The organism is Winogradskyella sp. MIT101101, from assembly GCF_047126865.1.
In the GTDB taxonomy this organism is placed as follows: Bacteria; Bacteroidota; Bacteroidia; order Flavobacteriales; family Flavobacteriaceae; genus Winogradskyella; species Winogradskyella ouciana.
Genome location: NZ_CP138982.1, coordinates 2,177,157 through 2,191,355 on the forward strand (window position 1 = coordinate 2,177,157; position 14,199 = coordinate 2,191,355).

Annotated in this window: 11 protein-coding genes; 7 read left to right on the forward strand and 4 right to left on the reverse strand. The window is 35.8% G+C overall.

Annotated elements, in window-relative coordinates; genetic code table 11:
• Positions 1-7 precede the first annotated feature (7 nt).
• Both SIB89_RS09835 and recA read right to left on the reverse strand, forming a co-directional pair.
• Positions 8-463 carry a hypothetical protein gene (locus SIB89_RS09835; RefSeq protein ID WP_155089264.1) on the reverse strand — a complete coding sequence of 152 codons (456 nt, stop codon included), beginning with the start codon at positions 461-463 and terminating at the stop codon, positions 8-10.
• Positions 464-563: 100 nt separating this feature from the next.
• Positions 564-1,568 (reverse strand): recombinase RecA, encoded by a 1,005-nt coding sequence (gene recA / locus SIB89_RS09840; RefSeq protein WP_155089284.1) that lies wholly within the window; start codon positions 1,566-1,568, stop codon positions 564-566.
• 293 nt (positions 1,569-1,861) lie between these two features.
• On the opposite strand from recA, the gene SIB89_RS09845 reads away from it, so the two are divergent.
• Positions 1,862-3,358: a RagB/SusD family nutrient uptake outer membrane protein gene (locus tag SIB89_RS09845; protein WP_412559650.1), complete on the forward strand. Its 1,497-nt coding sequence runs from the start codon at positions 1,862-1,864 to the stop codon at positions 3,356-3,358.
• Positions 3,359-3,751: 393 nt separating this feature from the next.
• Positions 3,752-4,822 carry a rhodanese-related sulfurtransferase gene (locus tag SIB89_RS09850; protein ID WP_412559651.1) on the forward strand — a complete coding sequence of 357 codons (1,071 nt, stop codon included), beginning with the start codon at positions 3,752-3,754 and terminating at the stop codon, positions 4,820-4,822.
• 39 nt (positions 4,823-4,861) lie between these two features.
• Here the strand turns inward: SIB89_RS09850 and SIB89_RS09855 are convergent, their stop codons facing one another.
• Positions 4,862-6,262: a T9SS type A sorting domain-containing protein gene (locus SIB89_RS09855; protein WP_412559652.1), complete on the reverse strand. Its 1,401-nt coding sequence runs from the start codon at positions 6,260-6,262 to the stop codon at positions 4,862-4,864.
• Between the two features lie 193 nt (positions 6,263-6,455).
• Here SIB89_RS09855 and SIB89_RS09860 point away from each other — a divergent pair, with 193 nt between their 5' ends.
• The 5 genes from SIB89_RS09860 (at position 6,456) to SIB89_RS09880 (ending at position 11,940) form a co-directional block, all read left to right on the forward strand.
• Entirely contained in the window at positions 6,456-7,640 is a 1,185-nt protein-coding gene (locus SIB89_RS09860) for a stage 0 sporulation family protein (RefSeq protein ID WP_155087935.1), read from the forward strand.
• Positions 7,624-8,127, forward strand: coding sequence for a gliding motility lipoprotein GldH (locus SIB89_RS09865; protein ID WP_155087936.1), 504 nt, complete (start codon positions 7,624-7,626; stop codon positions 8,125-8,127). The genes SIB89_RS09860 and SIB89_RS09865 overlap by 17 nt, the downstream gene beginning before the upstream one ends.
• Positions 8,128-8,132: 5 nt before the next feature.
• A complete protein-coding gene (locus SIB89_RS09870; RefSeq protein WP_412559653.1) occupies positions 8,133-10,493 on the forward strand; it encodes a penicillin-binding protein 1A in 2,361 nt (786 codons plus the stop codon).
• Positions 10,494-10,582: 89 nt separating this feature from the next.
• Positions 10,583-11,284 carry a CoA transferase subunit A gene (locus SIB89_RS09875; RefSeq protein WP_273292791.1) on the forward strand — a complete coding sequence of 234 codons (702 nt, stop codon included), beginning with the start codon at positions 10,583-10,585 and terminating at the stop codon, positions 11,282-11,284.
• A 2-nt stretch (positions 11,285-11,286) separates the two neighbouring features.
• On the forward strand, positions 11,287-11,940 hold the full coding sequence (locus SIB89_RS09880; RefSeq protein WP_412559654.1) for a CoA transferase subunit B: 654 nt from the start codon (positions 11,287-11,289) through the stop codon (positions 11,938-11,940).
• A gap of 359 nt (positions 11,941-12,299) precedes the next feature.
• Here the strand turns inward: SIB89_RS09880 and SIB89_RS09885 are convergent, their stop codons facing one another.
• Positions 12,300-13,991 (reverse strand): ABC transporter ATP-binding protein, encoded by a 1,692-nt coding sequence (locus tag SIB89_RS09885; protein ID WP_412559655.1) that lies wholly within the window; start codon positions 13,989-13,991, stop codon positions 12,300-12,302.
• Positions 13,992-14,199 lie beyond the last annotated feature (208 nt).

A 14,199-nucleotide genomic window follows, 5' to 3' on the forward strand; every position in this document is an offset into this window, starting at 1 on the left:
GAATTAATTAATAATTATCTTTCTTACTACTTACTGCATTTCTGCCATCAACCACTGGGATTTCCACCACCTCAAACATTTCTTCACCCTCTTCGTTTTCTCCTTGAAAAAACTTAAAATAATAAGTTTCATTGCTGGTCACCTCAAAGTTAAAACTTGCAGTAACTTCTTCGGGCCCAGTAACACATGCCGCCCTCTCGCTAACAAAAACGGTATTTACTATTGCTATGGTTCTTTCTTGCCCATTAATTTCGTATATAAAGTCACTGAAATCGTAACAAGAAGTAGGCTGATTGTAAGTCATTGAGATTTCATAAACCTCTCCAAAAATAAATTGTTCTGGAACATCAATACTTTCAACAGGCAATACTTCTAGAAAAAAAGTCTCTGAATCATCACTCTCAATACTACATGATGTAATAGTGGTGATAAAAATAGCAACTAATATTACGAACTTCTTCATTAGATAACATAATCAATTTCACTCTATAGATGCAGAAAAAGCAAAAGGGTTGCGTCTAAAAACAAAAAAAATCCTGATTTTAACAGGATTTTTGTTTAACTTACTGATTTTCATTTATTAAGGCTCGAACTTTTTCCTCTAATTCATCCATTAAATCAGGATTATCCTTAATTAAAGATTTAACCGCATCTCGTCCTTGACCTAGTTTGGTATCCTCATAACTAAACCATGAGCCACTTTTCTTTACAATGTCACTATCTACAGCTAAGTCTAAGACTTCACCAACTTTAGAAATGCCTTCACCATACATTATGTCAAACTCCGCAGTCTTAAATGGTGGAGCCACTTTATTCTTAACAACCTTTACTCTGGTTTTATTACCCATCACATTGCTGTTGCTGTCTTTAATCTGTGTAGAACGTCTTATATCTAATCTAACTGAAGCGTAAAATTTTAGAGCATTACCACCAGTTGTAGTTTCTGGATTACCAAACATTACTCCTATTTTTTCACGTAATTGGTTAATAAAAACCATGGTGCAATTGGTTTTGCTTATGGAAGCCGTAAGCTTTCTTAATGCCTGAGACATTAAACGCGCATGAAGCCCCATTTTAGAATCTCCCATTTCACCTTCTATCTCACTTTTAGGTGTCAACGCTGCTACAGAATCAATAACAATGATATCAATAGCGCCAGAGCGCACCAAATTATCCGCAATTTCTAAAGCCTGTTCACCATTATCTGGTTGGGAAATAATCAGGTTTTCTAAATCTACACCTAATTTCTCGGCATAAAAACGATCAAAGGCATGTTCTGCATCAATAAATGCGGCTATACCTCCTGCTTTTTGTGCTTCGGCAATAGCATGTAATGTCAATGTGGTCTTACCAGAAGATTCCGGACCGTATATTTCTATCACCCTACCTCTTGGGTATCCTCCTACACCTAATGCAATATCTAAGCCTAAAGATCCAGATGAAATCGCATCTACATCAACAATCGCTTGATCACTCATTTTCATTACTGTTCCTTTGCCATAAGCCTTATCTAATTTGTCTAACGTTAATTTTAGGGCTTTTAATTTTGCGTCTTTTTCACTACTCATTTCTTCTATTGTCTTAATTAAATTGTTATCAAAAATACCACTTATTTTATTTTTTTCAATTTTATGACGCAACCATTTTACACTTTTTGCATCTACTATATGAAAAAGGGAATAATTGCTATGAAAAGTTTTGTTTTCAATAACAAAACATGTATTCAAAGCTTTTATAGCACCTTTTGAAAAAGAAGAGCTATTCAATTAGATTAGAGTTGAAAATATATGGGTTCACCAATAGGTGAATTTATTATCACAGATAGTTTATTGTCTAAGTTTAAAAACTAAAAAAAACGATTATGAAAAAAAATGTAATTAAATTAATGATGGTCTCGGGACTACTTCTAACATTCTTAGGGTGTTCTGATGACTTTGTGAACGAAAACCCTGAAAGTGGTTTTCAGAACATCAACCAGCTTGGTGAAGCTGCGAGTAACAATCCTGACATCGTAACAGGTTTCATCGAGGGTGTTTACTCTACGATGTATACGGTTGGTACAGGTGGTACCGGTGGGCATGATGACTTCGGTCATAAAGCCTATGACCTGTTTGCTGATTTCTTATCTAGTGATGTTGCCCTGTCCGTAAGTACTTATGGATGGTATAGAGCTAGTATTACTGAGATGCAGTGTACTGAAGATTTCACCTTTTTAGATAATTACCAAGTTTGGAGACACTATTATAGAATGATACGTGCTGCCAATACCGTAATTGAAACTTTAGGTGGTGATGAAGCGGATCCAGAAAATCCTGATAACAGAGCAACTCTAGGACAGGCTTTAGCTATGCGTGCTCATTCTTACTGGTATTTGACCCAGTATATGCAGAATGATTACAACCCTTCACAAGAGATTCTTCCAATCTATAGAACAGTAACTAACGTAGGTGTAGGTAAATCTACTGCTGCTGAGGTTTTTGAACTTATAGAGAGTGATCTTAACAGAGCCATCGTATTATTGGATGATTATAACAGACCAACTAAGACCCAGGTGAACAAGGAAGTTGCACAGGCTATGTTAGCTTATGCTATTGCTTCTCAACGCGATGTTTCTCGTATGGGCGAAGTTGTTGCGTTATGTGATGCTGTGATTTCTGGAACTGGTGCTACGGTAATGACCGCAGCAGAGGTTACAGGTGGTTTTAACAATGTGGCTACTCCAGGATGGATTTGGGGTGTAGACCTTAATGGTGATATTGGTTTAAGACTTATTTCTTGGTGGGGACAAATGGATGCGTTCTCATATAGTTATGCTTGGGCAGGTGATGCCAAGGCTATAGATCAAAACCTATATGATGCTATTCCTGCTAATGATGCTAGAAAAGCACAGTTCTTCCCGGGTTCAGGTTATTATAACCTAATGCCATTGGATAAGTTCTACGATGCCAGTAGAATTATCGGTGGACCAAGTGGATCGGTTGTAGCTGATTATGTATACATGAGAATTGCTGAGATGCACATCTTAAAAGCAGAGGCTTTAGCAAAAATGGGCCAGGATGGACCAGCTAGAACTGCATTGAGAGAGGTATTGGACCAACGTTTGCCAGACACATCTTATTTAAATGGATTGTCAGGAGCGGCTTTATTGGCTGAGATTCACTTACAGACCCGTATTGAGTTTTGGGGTGAAGGTAAAACATACCTTTCTATAAAGCGTAACCAGACATCAACAGGTGTGAGAGGAAGTAACCACTTATCTTTTGTTGGTGAATCATTTATGCATAATGATGAGCGTTTAACTTTTGAAATCCCTGAATTGGAAATTCAAAGTAACGTTTTCATTAACGAACAAAATTAATTAACTGCCGTCAGAATAATAAAATTTAATTTTTTTCAATTTTATGACGCAACCATTTTACATTTTTTGCATCTACTATATGAAAAAGGAAAAAGTTGCTATGAAAACCCTTTAAAAAGTTGAGATGAGTCTTGAAAATAAATTTTCTACTTTTTAATAACAATTAGCAAAACACATGACGACTCGGCTGTTGTTTAGTTCAACAGCCGAAAAGTCTAAGTGAGTTAACTTTTTCAATTAGTTTTAAGTTAGTGGTTAGTTAGAAAAGCACCTTGATAATTTCACGGTGCTTTTTTAATGAAAAAATATTAAAATGAATACCTTTGCACAATATACATCAAGGCTTTAGCAGAGATGTACTTTAATTCTTTAACCTTAAAAAATTAGTATAGCATGCAACTGTACAATAACTTAAGTGCTAAAGAAAGAGCAGAACTTATTGAAAAAGCAGGAAAAGACCGCTTAACAATCTCTTTCTACAAGTACGCCAAAATTGGCAATACCGAAATTTTTAGAAACCATATGTTCTTGGCTTGGGACCAGCTAGATGTCTTAGGTAGAATATACATTGCTAACGAAGGCATTAATGCTCAGCTATCTGTCCCTGCAGAGAATTTCGAAGCCTTTAAAAATCATTTAGACACTATCTCGTTTCTTGAAAATGTAAGGTTGAACGTTGCCATTGAGCACGACAATTTTGCGTTTTTAAAACTAAAAGTTAAAGTACGTAATAAGATTGTTGCCGATGGTTTAAATGACCATACTTTTGATGTGACCAATAAAGGGGTTCATGTAAATGCAGAAAAGTTCAACGAACTTATTGAAGACCCAGACACGGTTTTAGTAGATATGCGTAACCATTACGAAAGTGAAATAGGCCATTTTAAAAACGCCATTACACCAGATGTAGATACGTTTAGGGAATCACTGGACTTGATAGAAGAAGATTTAAAAGAATACAAAGAAGACAAAAAGCTAGTTATGTACTGTACTGGTGGAATTCGATGTGAAAAGGCCAGTGCCTACTATAAACACAAAGGATTTAAAAATGTATTTCAGTTAGAGGGTGGTATAATAAATTATGCCAGACAAGTTGAAGCTGAAGGTCTTGAAAATAAATTTATTGGAAAGAATTTTGTTTTCGATCAACGACGGTCAGAACGCATTAGCGATGATGTTATTGCTAGTTGTCACCAATGCGGCAAGCCCGCAGATTTACATACCAATTGTGCTAATGAAGCTTGTCATTTATTATTTATTCAGTGTGATGAGTGTAAAGAAAAGATGGATAATTGCTGCTCTACAAATTGTCAAGAAATCATTAAACTGTCTTATGAAGAACAAAAAGCTTTGCGCAGAGGGCAAGGTAACAGTAACGACATATTTAAAAAAGGAAGGGCGGACCACCTACCATATAAGAAAGATTTGAGAAATATATTTGAAACACTTAAATCTTCAAAATAAATAAAAGGCTCTAGGTTAAACCAGAGCCTTTTTTAATGTCTATTTTTTAATAAGTTTGATTGTTTTCTTTTGGTTTTGTTCTCCTTCTAGAGTTACAAAATACATTCCACCTGAAAGTTCTGAGAGATTTAATTCTTTTACACCTTCAGGAGAATTTTCTTCGAAAGTTTTGATGGTCTTACCTAAAATATCAACAACTTTTGCACTTTTGACTTTTGAGGTAGAATTAATATTAACTATGTCATTAAAGGGGTTTGGGTAAATTGAAGTGCTTTCCAGCCCTTCTTCTTCCACACTTAAAGCGCCAACATAATAGCTATGGGTTACAGTTTGTCCATTATACGTGGCTTCCCATTTCCATTCTCCAACAATATTTGCGACCGAAATCCATCCTCCCCAATATGAAGCATAGTAATTGTCATTAAGATCAAAATCCCAATTATACAAATAGGTGTTGTCTGGTCTTATTACTTTAAGGTTTACCGTTGTTCCGGCAACCTGATCTCTTAAATAAATGAAGTGAGTTACAGTGTCATTTAAATCAAACTGATCATTCTCATTAGAAGTTTCAGTAGTTGGGCAGGCCGGAAAAACCGGAGCAGCTGTGTGCGTTAACACGGCATTGATTCCAGGATTATTGTAAGGCCTTTGGTTTTGCCACCAAGAATCAGCATTAAAACTATTACAGGTGCCAGCATAAGGATCTACAAGTTGGGTGAATGTAGCATCAGTAAATATTTCAAAATGCAAATGAGGTCCAGTAGAAACACCAGAACTACCAACAACACCAAGATATTCCCCTTCAATGACCATATCACCAATATTCTTTGTCGTTGTTGAGCCATTTTTCATATGTCCATACAAAGCAATACTACCATCACTATGCTGAATGTAAACGGCATTCCAAGGTGTTGTAGTATCAAAATCGCAACTGCGATCAAAATTACCATCGCTTTTAGCAACAATTTGCCCAGGAGCTGCAGCAATAATCTCTACTTCGTCATTGTCCATCATTTTCCATCCGAAGGGCCAAGTAAAATAATCTATACCTTGGTGATTGTATCCGTTGTCGGTATCATAAGATCGTGTACCACAATTGTAATCGGTCAATTGGTCTGGGTATGCAGCATTATGATCTATATAACCAGAAATACCATAAATTTCATTATAAGTTGAATTGGTTGATTTTTGTAAAGGCCATACAAATAAAGGATGAACACCTCTGTTTTCGGCAGAATAAGCTAAGCGGTTATTTTGACTTAATTCGGAGATGCGGGATTGTATATTCTGATAAATGACTTCTCGTTGAGCATCAGTTAGACATTCCGCTTTTTCAGGATTAAAAACAAATTCACCACCAGTAACGTCAGATGAAGGTTGTTGAGCAAAACTGAAGATAAAACTGAGGACAAAACTGAATAATGTAATTTTTGATTTCATAATGTTAAGGTATTGGTTTGTAGTAACATCGAACTAATCTGAAAATGTGAGCATTAAGATAAATAATATTCTATAAGTTATTATTAGCTAACTCTTTATTTGACTCAAGAAATAATCTTATCTTTACTCATTAATAAATTATGAATCCTTTATCTAGGCTTTTTATGTCCAGATTGAATATATAAAACTTTTTATGGCTTGTAACAGTTGTGCAACTGGTAAAGACGGCCAACCAAAAGGATGTAAAAACAACGGGACCTGCGGTACAGATAGCTGCAATAAGCTCACGGTTTTTGACTGGTTGGCAAATATGTCACTTCCTAGCGGACAAGAACCCTTTAATGGTGTTGAAGTTCGTTATAAAAATGGAAGAAAACAATACTACAAAAACACAGAAAACTTAACGTTAAGTATAGGCGATATTGTCGCTACCCAAGCAAAATCTGGGCACGATATAGGCATGGTCACTTTAACAGGTGAATTGGTGCGTGTACAGATGAAGCGCAAAAAGGTGGATATCAATGACGAAGAAAACGTTCTAAAAATATACCGAAAAGCATCTCAAAGAGATATAGATGTTTGGTCAAAATCGCGAGACAAGGAGGAGGCAATGAAAGTAAAAGCACGCCAGTTTGCTATTGACCTTAATCTGAAGATGAAAATCTCTGACATAGAGTATCAAGGAGATGGCAGCAAGGCAACTTTTTATTACACTGCTGAAGAACGTGTAGATTTTAGGGAGCTGATCAAAGTTTTTGCTCGTGAGTTCAGAACGCGTATAGAGATGAGGCAAGTTGGCTTTAGACAAGAAGCGGCAAGACTTGGTGGTATTGGCTCTTGCGGAAGGGAATTGTGTTGTTCTACTTGGCTGACGGATTTTAGATCAGTTAGCACTTCTGCAGCGCGTTATCAACAATTATCTTTAAACCCATTAAAGTTAGCTGGCCAGTGCGGTAAGTTAAAATGTTGTTTAAATTATGAACTTGATGCTTACTTAGATGCATTAAAGGATTTTCCAAAAACCGACATAAAACTTTACACTGAAAAAGGAACTGCAGTTTGCCAAAAGACTGATATTTTTAAAGGTCTTATGTGGTACGCCTATGAAGGAGAATGGATGAATTGGCACGTCATTACAACCAAACAGGCTAACGAAATTATTGCAAAAAACAAGAAAAAAGAAAAAGTTGCAAGCCTTGAAGAATATGCAGCTGAGCACATTCAAGACACTAAAACCGAGTTTGAGAACGTTGTAGGTCAGGATAGTTTAACACGTTTCGATAATCCAAAATCAAATAAGAAACGTAAAAACAATAGGAAGAGAAACAAAAACCGCAACAGAAACCGCAATCAAAAACAAAATGCAAAAAAGAACTAGTTGGTTACTATTGGCACTTGTTAGTTTGTTTATGGTTACAAGTTGTGATTCTAAAGCGGTTTATGACGAATATAAATCTGTTCCTAACAAATGGCATAAAGATTCAGTTGCGAGTTTTAATTTTAAAGCGCCAGACACTATAAAGAATTATAATCTCTATGTTAATCTCAGAAATACTAACGATTATAAGTTCAGTAATTTATTTCTCATTGTAGAGTTAAATTATCCAAACGGTAAAGCTGTAAAAGACACTTTAGAATATAAAATGGCAGCGCCAAATGGTGAGCTTTTAGGGACAGGATTTTCTGACATTAAGGAAAACAAGCTTTGGTATAGAGGTTATAAGTCGCCGTTTAAATTTAGTGAAACAGGAGACTATAATGTAAACATTCAACATGCTATGCGAAAAAATGGTGATGTAAATGGCGTGGTGAACTTAGAAGGTATAACAGATATTGGTTTTAGGGTAGAGAACGCTCAAGAGTAATAATTATGGCAAAAAAGAAAACGACAAAATCTAAAACAGAGGTACTAGACTTTTCAAAATATATAAGACGATTTTGGATACTTTTTGCAAGCGGTATTTTTGCATTCGTATTATTGTTTCTTTTGGCATCTTGGGGACTTTTAGGCGAAATGCCAGATCATACCAGATTGGAAAACCCAGAGACTAATTTAGCTACCGAAATTATTTCTTCAGATGGCGAAACCTTAGGCAAATTTTATTTTAACGATAATAGAACTCCAGTTGGTTATGAAGATTTGCCAAAAAATTTGGTTGATGCTTTAATAGCTACTGAAGATATTCGTTTCTATGAGCACTCAGGCATTGATGGCAGAGGTACACTTAGAGCAATTTTCAAACTTGGTAGAGGAGGTGGAGCAAGTACGATATCGCAACAATTGGCGAAACAATTGTTTACTGATCAAGTTTCAAAAAACAGTATAGAACGCGCACTTCAAAAAGTTAGAGAATGGATAATAGCTATTAGGTTAGAACGTCAATATACTAAAGAGGAAATCATAGCGCAGTATTTCAATATCTACGATTTCGGAAACAATGGTGATGGAATTCGTTCCGCTTCCAGAATCTATTTTGGTAAAGAGCCTAAGGATTTGGATTTAAAAGAATCAGCTATGCTGGTAGGCATGTTTAAAAACTCTTCATTATACAACCCAAGAAGAAATCCTATAGGAGTTAAAAATAGACGTAACGTTGTTTTAGCGCAAATGCATAAGTACGAATACATTACCGAAGAAGTAAAGGATTCATTACAAGCAACAGAATTAGATTTAAATTACTCACCAGAGTCTCATCGCGAAGGTATAGCCACTTATTTCAGAGAATACCTTAGAGGTTTTATGAAAGAATGGGCTGAAGATGAAAACAATAGAAAACCAGATGGTAGTAAATACGACTTGTATAGCGACGGGTTAAAAGTATTCACCACTATTGATTCGCGTATGCAACAATATGCTGAAGACGCTATAGCTCAACATATGCCAAGACTTCAGGCAGAGTTTGATCATCAAAATACTCCGGATAGAAACCCAACAGCTCCGTTTTTGGAATTAGACCAGTCTGAAATCAATAAGTTGATGAAAGACGGAATGCGTAGAGGAGAACGTTGGAGAATTTTAAAAAACCAAGGAAAATCAGACAAAGAAATTGAGGCATCTTTTCACAAACCAGTTGAAATGACGGTATTTAAATGGATAGATGGAAAAGCCAGTGAGGTAGATACGGTTATGAAGCCAATAGACTCTATGCGCTACTATAAGTCGTTCTTAAAGCCAGGCATGATGTCTATGGATCCAATAACTGGCCATGTAAAAGCTTGGGTTGGCGGTATGAACTATAAGCATTTTCAGTACGATATGGTAAAGCAAGGTAAGCGCCAAGTCGGTTCTACGTTTAAGCCTTTTGTTTATGCCACAGCTATTGATCAATTGCAAGTGTCTCCGTGCGATTCTTTCCCAAGAACACCAATCACAATTGAAGCTAATAAATTTGGTAATCCAGAGTCTTGGACAACAAAAAATTCTGACGGTAATTATTCTGGTAAGCAAACCTTAAAAGATGCTCTGGCAAGTTCTACTAATACTGTCACTGCACGCCTAATGAATGAAATTGGTCCACAACCTGTGGTTGAAATGGCTAAAAAATTAGGAGTTGAGCAAGAGATTTTACCTGTGCCAGCTATTGCATTAGGAACTGCTGATATAAGTGTATACGAAATGGTGGCAGCCTATTCTACTTTTGCCAATAAAGGTGTTTATAATAAACCCGTAATGGTTACGCGTATTGAAGATAAAAACGGAACCGTTCTTTATCAAGTAACGCCAGAAAGTAAAGATGTTTTGAGTGAGGAAGTCGCTTACGTAACTGTTAACCTTATGGAAGGAGTAACACAAGCAGGCTCAGGTAGAAGATTAAGGCACAAAGGGTTTGATAAATGGAATGCCATGTATAAAGAAATTATGACAGGCTATCCTTATGAATTAACAAATCCGATAGCTGGTAAAACTGGTACGACACAGAACCAAAGTGATGGCTGGTTTATGGGCATGGTGCCAAACTTAGTAACTGGTGTATGGGTAGGTGCAGAAGACAGGGCTGCTCACTTTAAAACTATTACTTATGGTCAAGGAGCCTCTATGGCACTACCTATTTGGGGACTTTATATGAAGGCTTGTTATGCCGATGAAACTCTGGATGTTTCTAAAGATGACTTTGAAAAGCCATCTGGATTGACCATTAATGTTGATTGTTCTGTGCACGATGAAGGTGATCTTGGTGCCGATTCTGATACTGATGATGATGATGTCGAAGTTGATGTAGATTTCGAATAAGGCAACATACTTCTTCGACATATTTAAGCAAATTTTAGTATGAAGTTTGTTTAGTCTTTTGTATTTTTCAGAAGATAATTTTTCAATTTATGATTAGTAAAAAAGTAGCTAATGTTACTGAAGCTTTGCAAGGAGTAAAGGATAATATGACCTTTATGTTCGGTGGTTTTGGCTTATCTGGTATTCCTGAAAATGCCATTGCAGAACTTGTGAAGCTGAATGTAAAAGGCTTAACCTGTATTTCTAACAATGCAGGTGTCGATGATTTTGGTTTAGGGCTGTTGTTACAGCAAAAGCAAATCAATAAAATGATTTCATCTTATGTTGGTGAGAATGATGAGTTTGAGCGTCAGATGCTTTCAGGAGAATTAGACGTAGAGTTGATTCCACAAGGCACTTTAGCAGAACGTTGTAGGGCAGCCCAAGCAGGATTTCCAGCAATATACACACCAGCTGGCTACGGCACTGAAGTGGCAGAAGGAAAGGAAACACGAGAATTTGATGGTAAAATGTATGTTTTAGAACATGCATTTAAAGCAGATTTTGCATTTATAAAGGCTTGGAAAGGTGATGCAGCTGGCAACTTAATTTTTAAAGGAACAGCCAGAAATTTTAATCCTAATATGTGCGGTGCGGCAAAAATAAATGTAGCTGAGGTAGAGGAACTTGTTCCTGTAGGTGAATTGGACCCTAATCAAATTCATATACCTGGTATTTTCGTGCAACGAATCTTTAAAGGTGCACATTACGAAAAACGAATTGAGCAACGAACAGTTAGGCAAAAGAATTAAGAATGTTAGACAAAAACGGAATAGCAAAACGCATAGCTAAGGAAGTACAAGATGGTTATTATGTTAATCTAGGCATTGGCATACCTACTTTAGTTGCAAATTATGTGAGAGATGATATTGAGGTAGAATTTCAAAGTGAAAACGGAGTTTTGGGCATGGGCCCATTTCCTTTTGAAGGAGAGGAAGATGCGGACATTATCAACGCAGGAAAACAAACTATAACAACATTACCAGGAGCATCTTTTTTTGATTCTGCTATGAGTTTCTCAATGATTAGAGGGCAACATGTAGATCTAACCATTCTTGGAGCGATGGAGGTTGCGGAGAACGGAGATATTGCAAATTGGAAAATACCTGGAAAAATGGTCAAAGGTATGGGAGGTGCCATGGATTTGGTTGCCAGTGCCGAAAATATAATTGTTGCGATGATGCATACTAATAGAGCAGGAGCATCTAAGCTGCTTAAAACATGCTCATTACCGCTTACTGGCGTTGGTTGTGTAAAGAAAATAGTAACCAATATGGCAGTTATAGAAGTTACAGATAAAGGTTTTAAACTATTGGAACGTGCTCCAGGTGTATCTGTTGAGGACATTAAAAACGCTACCGATGGTCACTTAATCGTTGAAGGTGAGATTAAAGAAATGGAGTTTTAGAGAATTCTATTTGCAAAAATGTTATACCGCATATTAACTTGCGGTTTTTTTGTAAGAAAAGAAGACGAAACAGACTACAAATGTTAAAATTATATGCATTTTATCGAATTATAAAGTATTACAACTGATAAAATGAATATTTGTTTCATATTAGCAAACCCAAATAAAAACTAAATTAACCAAATTTACCATAAACTTAATTTATTGATTTTGCCCCAAATCTACCATAAACTTAGCTTATGAAAACTAAATCAAATCTACCAGAACCTACTTTGAACGAAAACGTTTTGTTTTCGAACATTAAAAACACAATGAGAGTAATTTCAGGTGTTTTAAAGTTAACCAAGAAAATATTCATGCTATAACCCTTTTGGGATAGCATGAATTAATTTTTTGGTGTATTCCTTTTCTGGGGATGCATAAATATCATCAGCATCTCCTAATTCTTCAATTTTTCCTTTATTCATAACCAATAATTGGTCTGCCATATATTTTACAACGGCTAAATCGTGTGAAATAAAAATATAGGTAAATCCAAATTGCGATTTCAAATCATTCAATAGATTTAAAACTTGTGCCTGTACCGAAATATCCAATGCAGACACGGATTCATCACAAACAATCAGTTGCGGTTCTAGAGCAATAGTTCTTGCAATGCCTATACGTTGACGTTGTCCACCAGAAAATTCATGCGGATACCTATAAAAAGCCGAGCCTTCTAGTCCTACTTTATTAAGAATATCTAACACTTTTTCTTTACGTTCAGCTGAAGAATTGCCAACATTGTGGACCTTCATAGGCTCCATTATGGCGTTACCAACTGTTAGACGAGGGTTGAGAGAGGCAAAAGGATCTTGAAATATTATCTGAATATCTTTACGTAATTCACGTAACTCCTTCTTTTCTAGCACAGTAATATCATTACCCTTGTATTTTATAATTCCAGAAGTGGCTTTATCCAATTGAAGTATGGCGTTTCCTAAAGTAGATTTTCCACAACCAGACTCACCAACCAAACCAATGGTCTCGCCAGGATACACTTTAAAACTTACACCATCAACCGCCTTAAAAGGAACATCTTTAGAAAATAAACCTGATTTTGAAAGATATGTTTTTTCAACATCAATGACCTCTAGTAAAGGTTCTTGAGCGTATAATGTTTTATGACGATTAAGCCTATCTTCTTTTGAGATAATGGTTTTATCGACTTCATTCGACATGAAATCAGAAATAGTTGGTAATTGCTTTAGTCTAAAATCTGCGGAAGGTCTTGCCGCAATGAGCGCCTTGGTGTAATTGTGTTTTGGATTTTTAAAAATAGAACTAGTGTCACCTTGCTCTACAATTTCCCCTTTGTACATCACCAAAACTTTATCTGCAAGCTCTGAAACTAAAGATAAATCGTGTGAGATAAATAAAATGCTCATTTTAGTTTCTTCTTGGATATCTTTCAATAGATCTAAAATATCTTTTTGTACAGTAACATCTAGAGCAGTAGTGGGCTCGTCAGCAATGAGTAATTTTGGCTTACATGCAATTGCCATAGCAATCATAACTCTTTGCTTTTGGCCGCCAGAGATTTCGTGTGGATAGGATTTAAAGATTCGTAAAGGTTTAGGAAGTTTTACTTTTTCAAACAGATCAATAACTTCGGTTTTAATCTCTGAATTAGATAGTTTTGTGTGTTGTTTCAATATTTCTTCAACCTGTTTACCGCATCGCATAGATGGGTTTAGGGAACTCATAGGTTCTTGAAAAATCATAGCAATTTCATTCCCTCTTATTTTTTGAAAAGCATTGTTGTCAACTTTAACAAGGTCATTATCTTCAAACCATATTGAACCCGACGTAATTTTAGAAATTCCTTTTGGTAAAAGCCCCATTATTGCTAATGAAGATACAGATTTTCCTGACCCAGATTCGCCTACAATTGCAGTTATTTCATTCTGTCTTAGAGCAAACGAAATTGATTTAATAATTTTCTTCTCTATTCCTTCACCAAAAAATGAAATTGAGAGCGCATTAACTTTAAGTAAATCTTGATTTGGCATGTGTAAAAATAATTAAATAAAGGATAGAATTATGATATTTCAATGATATTGACTTTAAAAGCAAATTGCTCACGAATACAATTAAAAGGCTGTAATTCAGCCACATAAATAAATCAACAAAAAACCAATATTGCATTTCGTCGATTTTATTTGCATTTTATCTGTTTTTATTAAAATTTTACAATATATTAGCCCCTCAACAAATTCA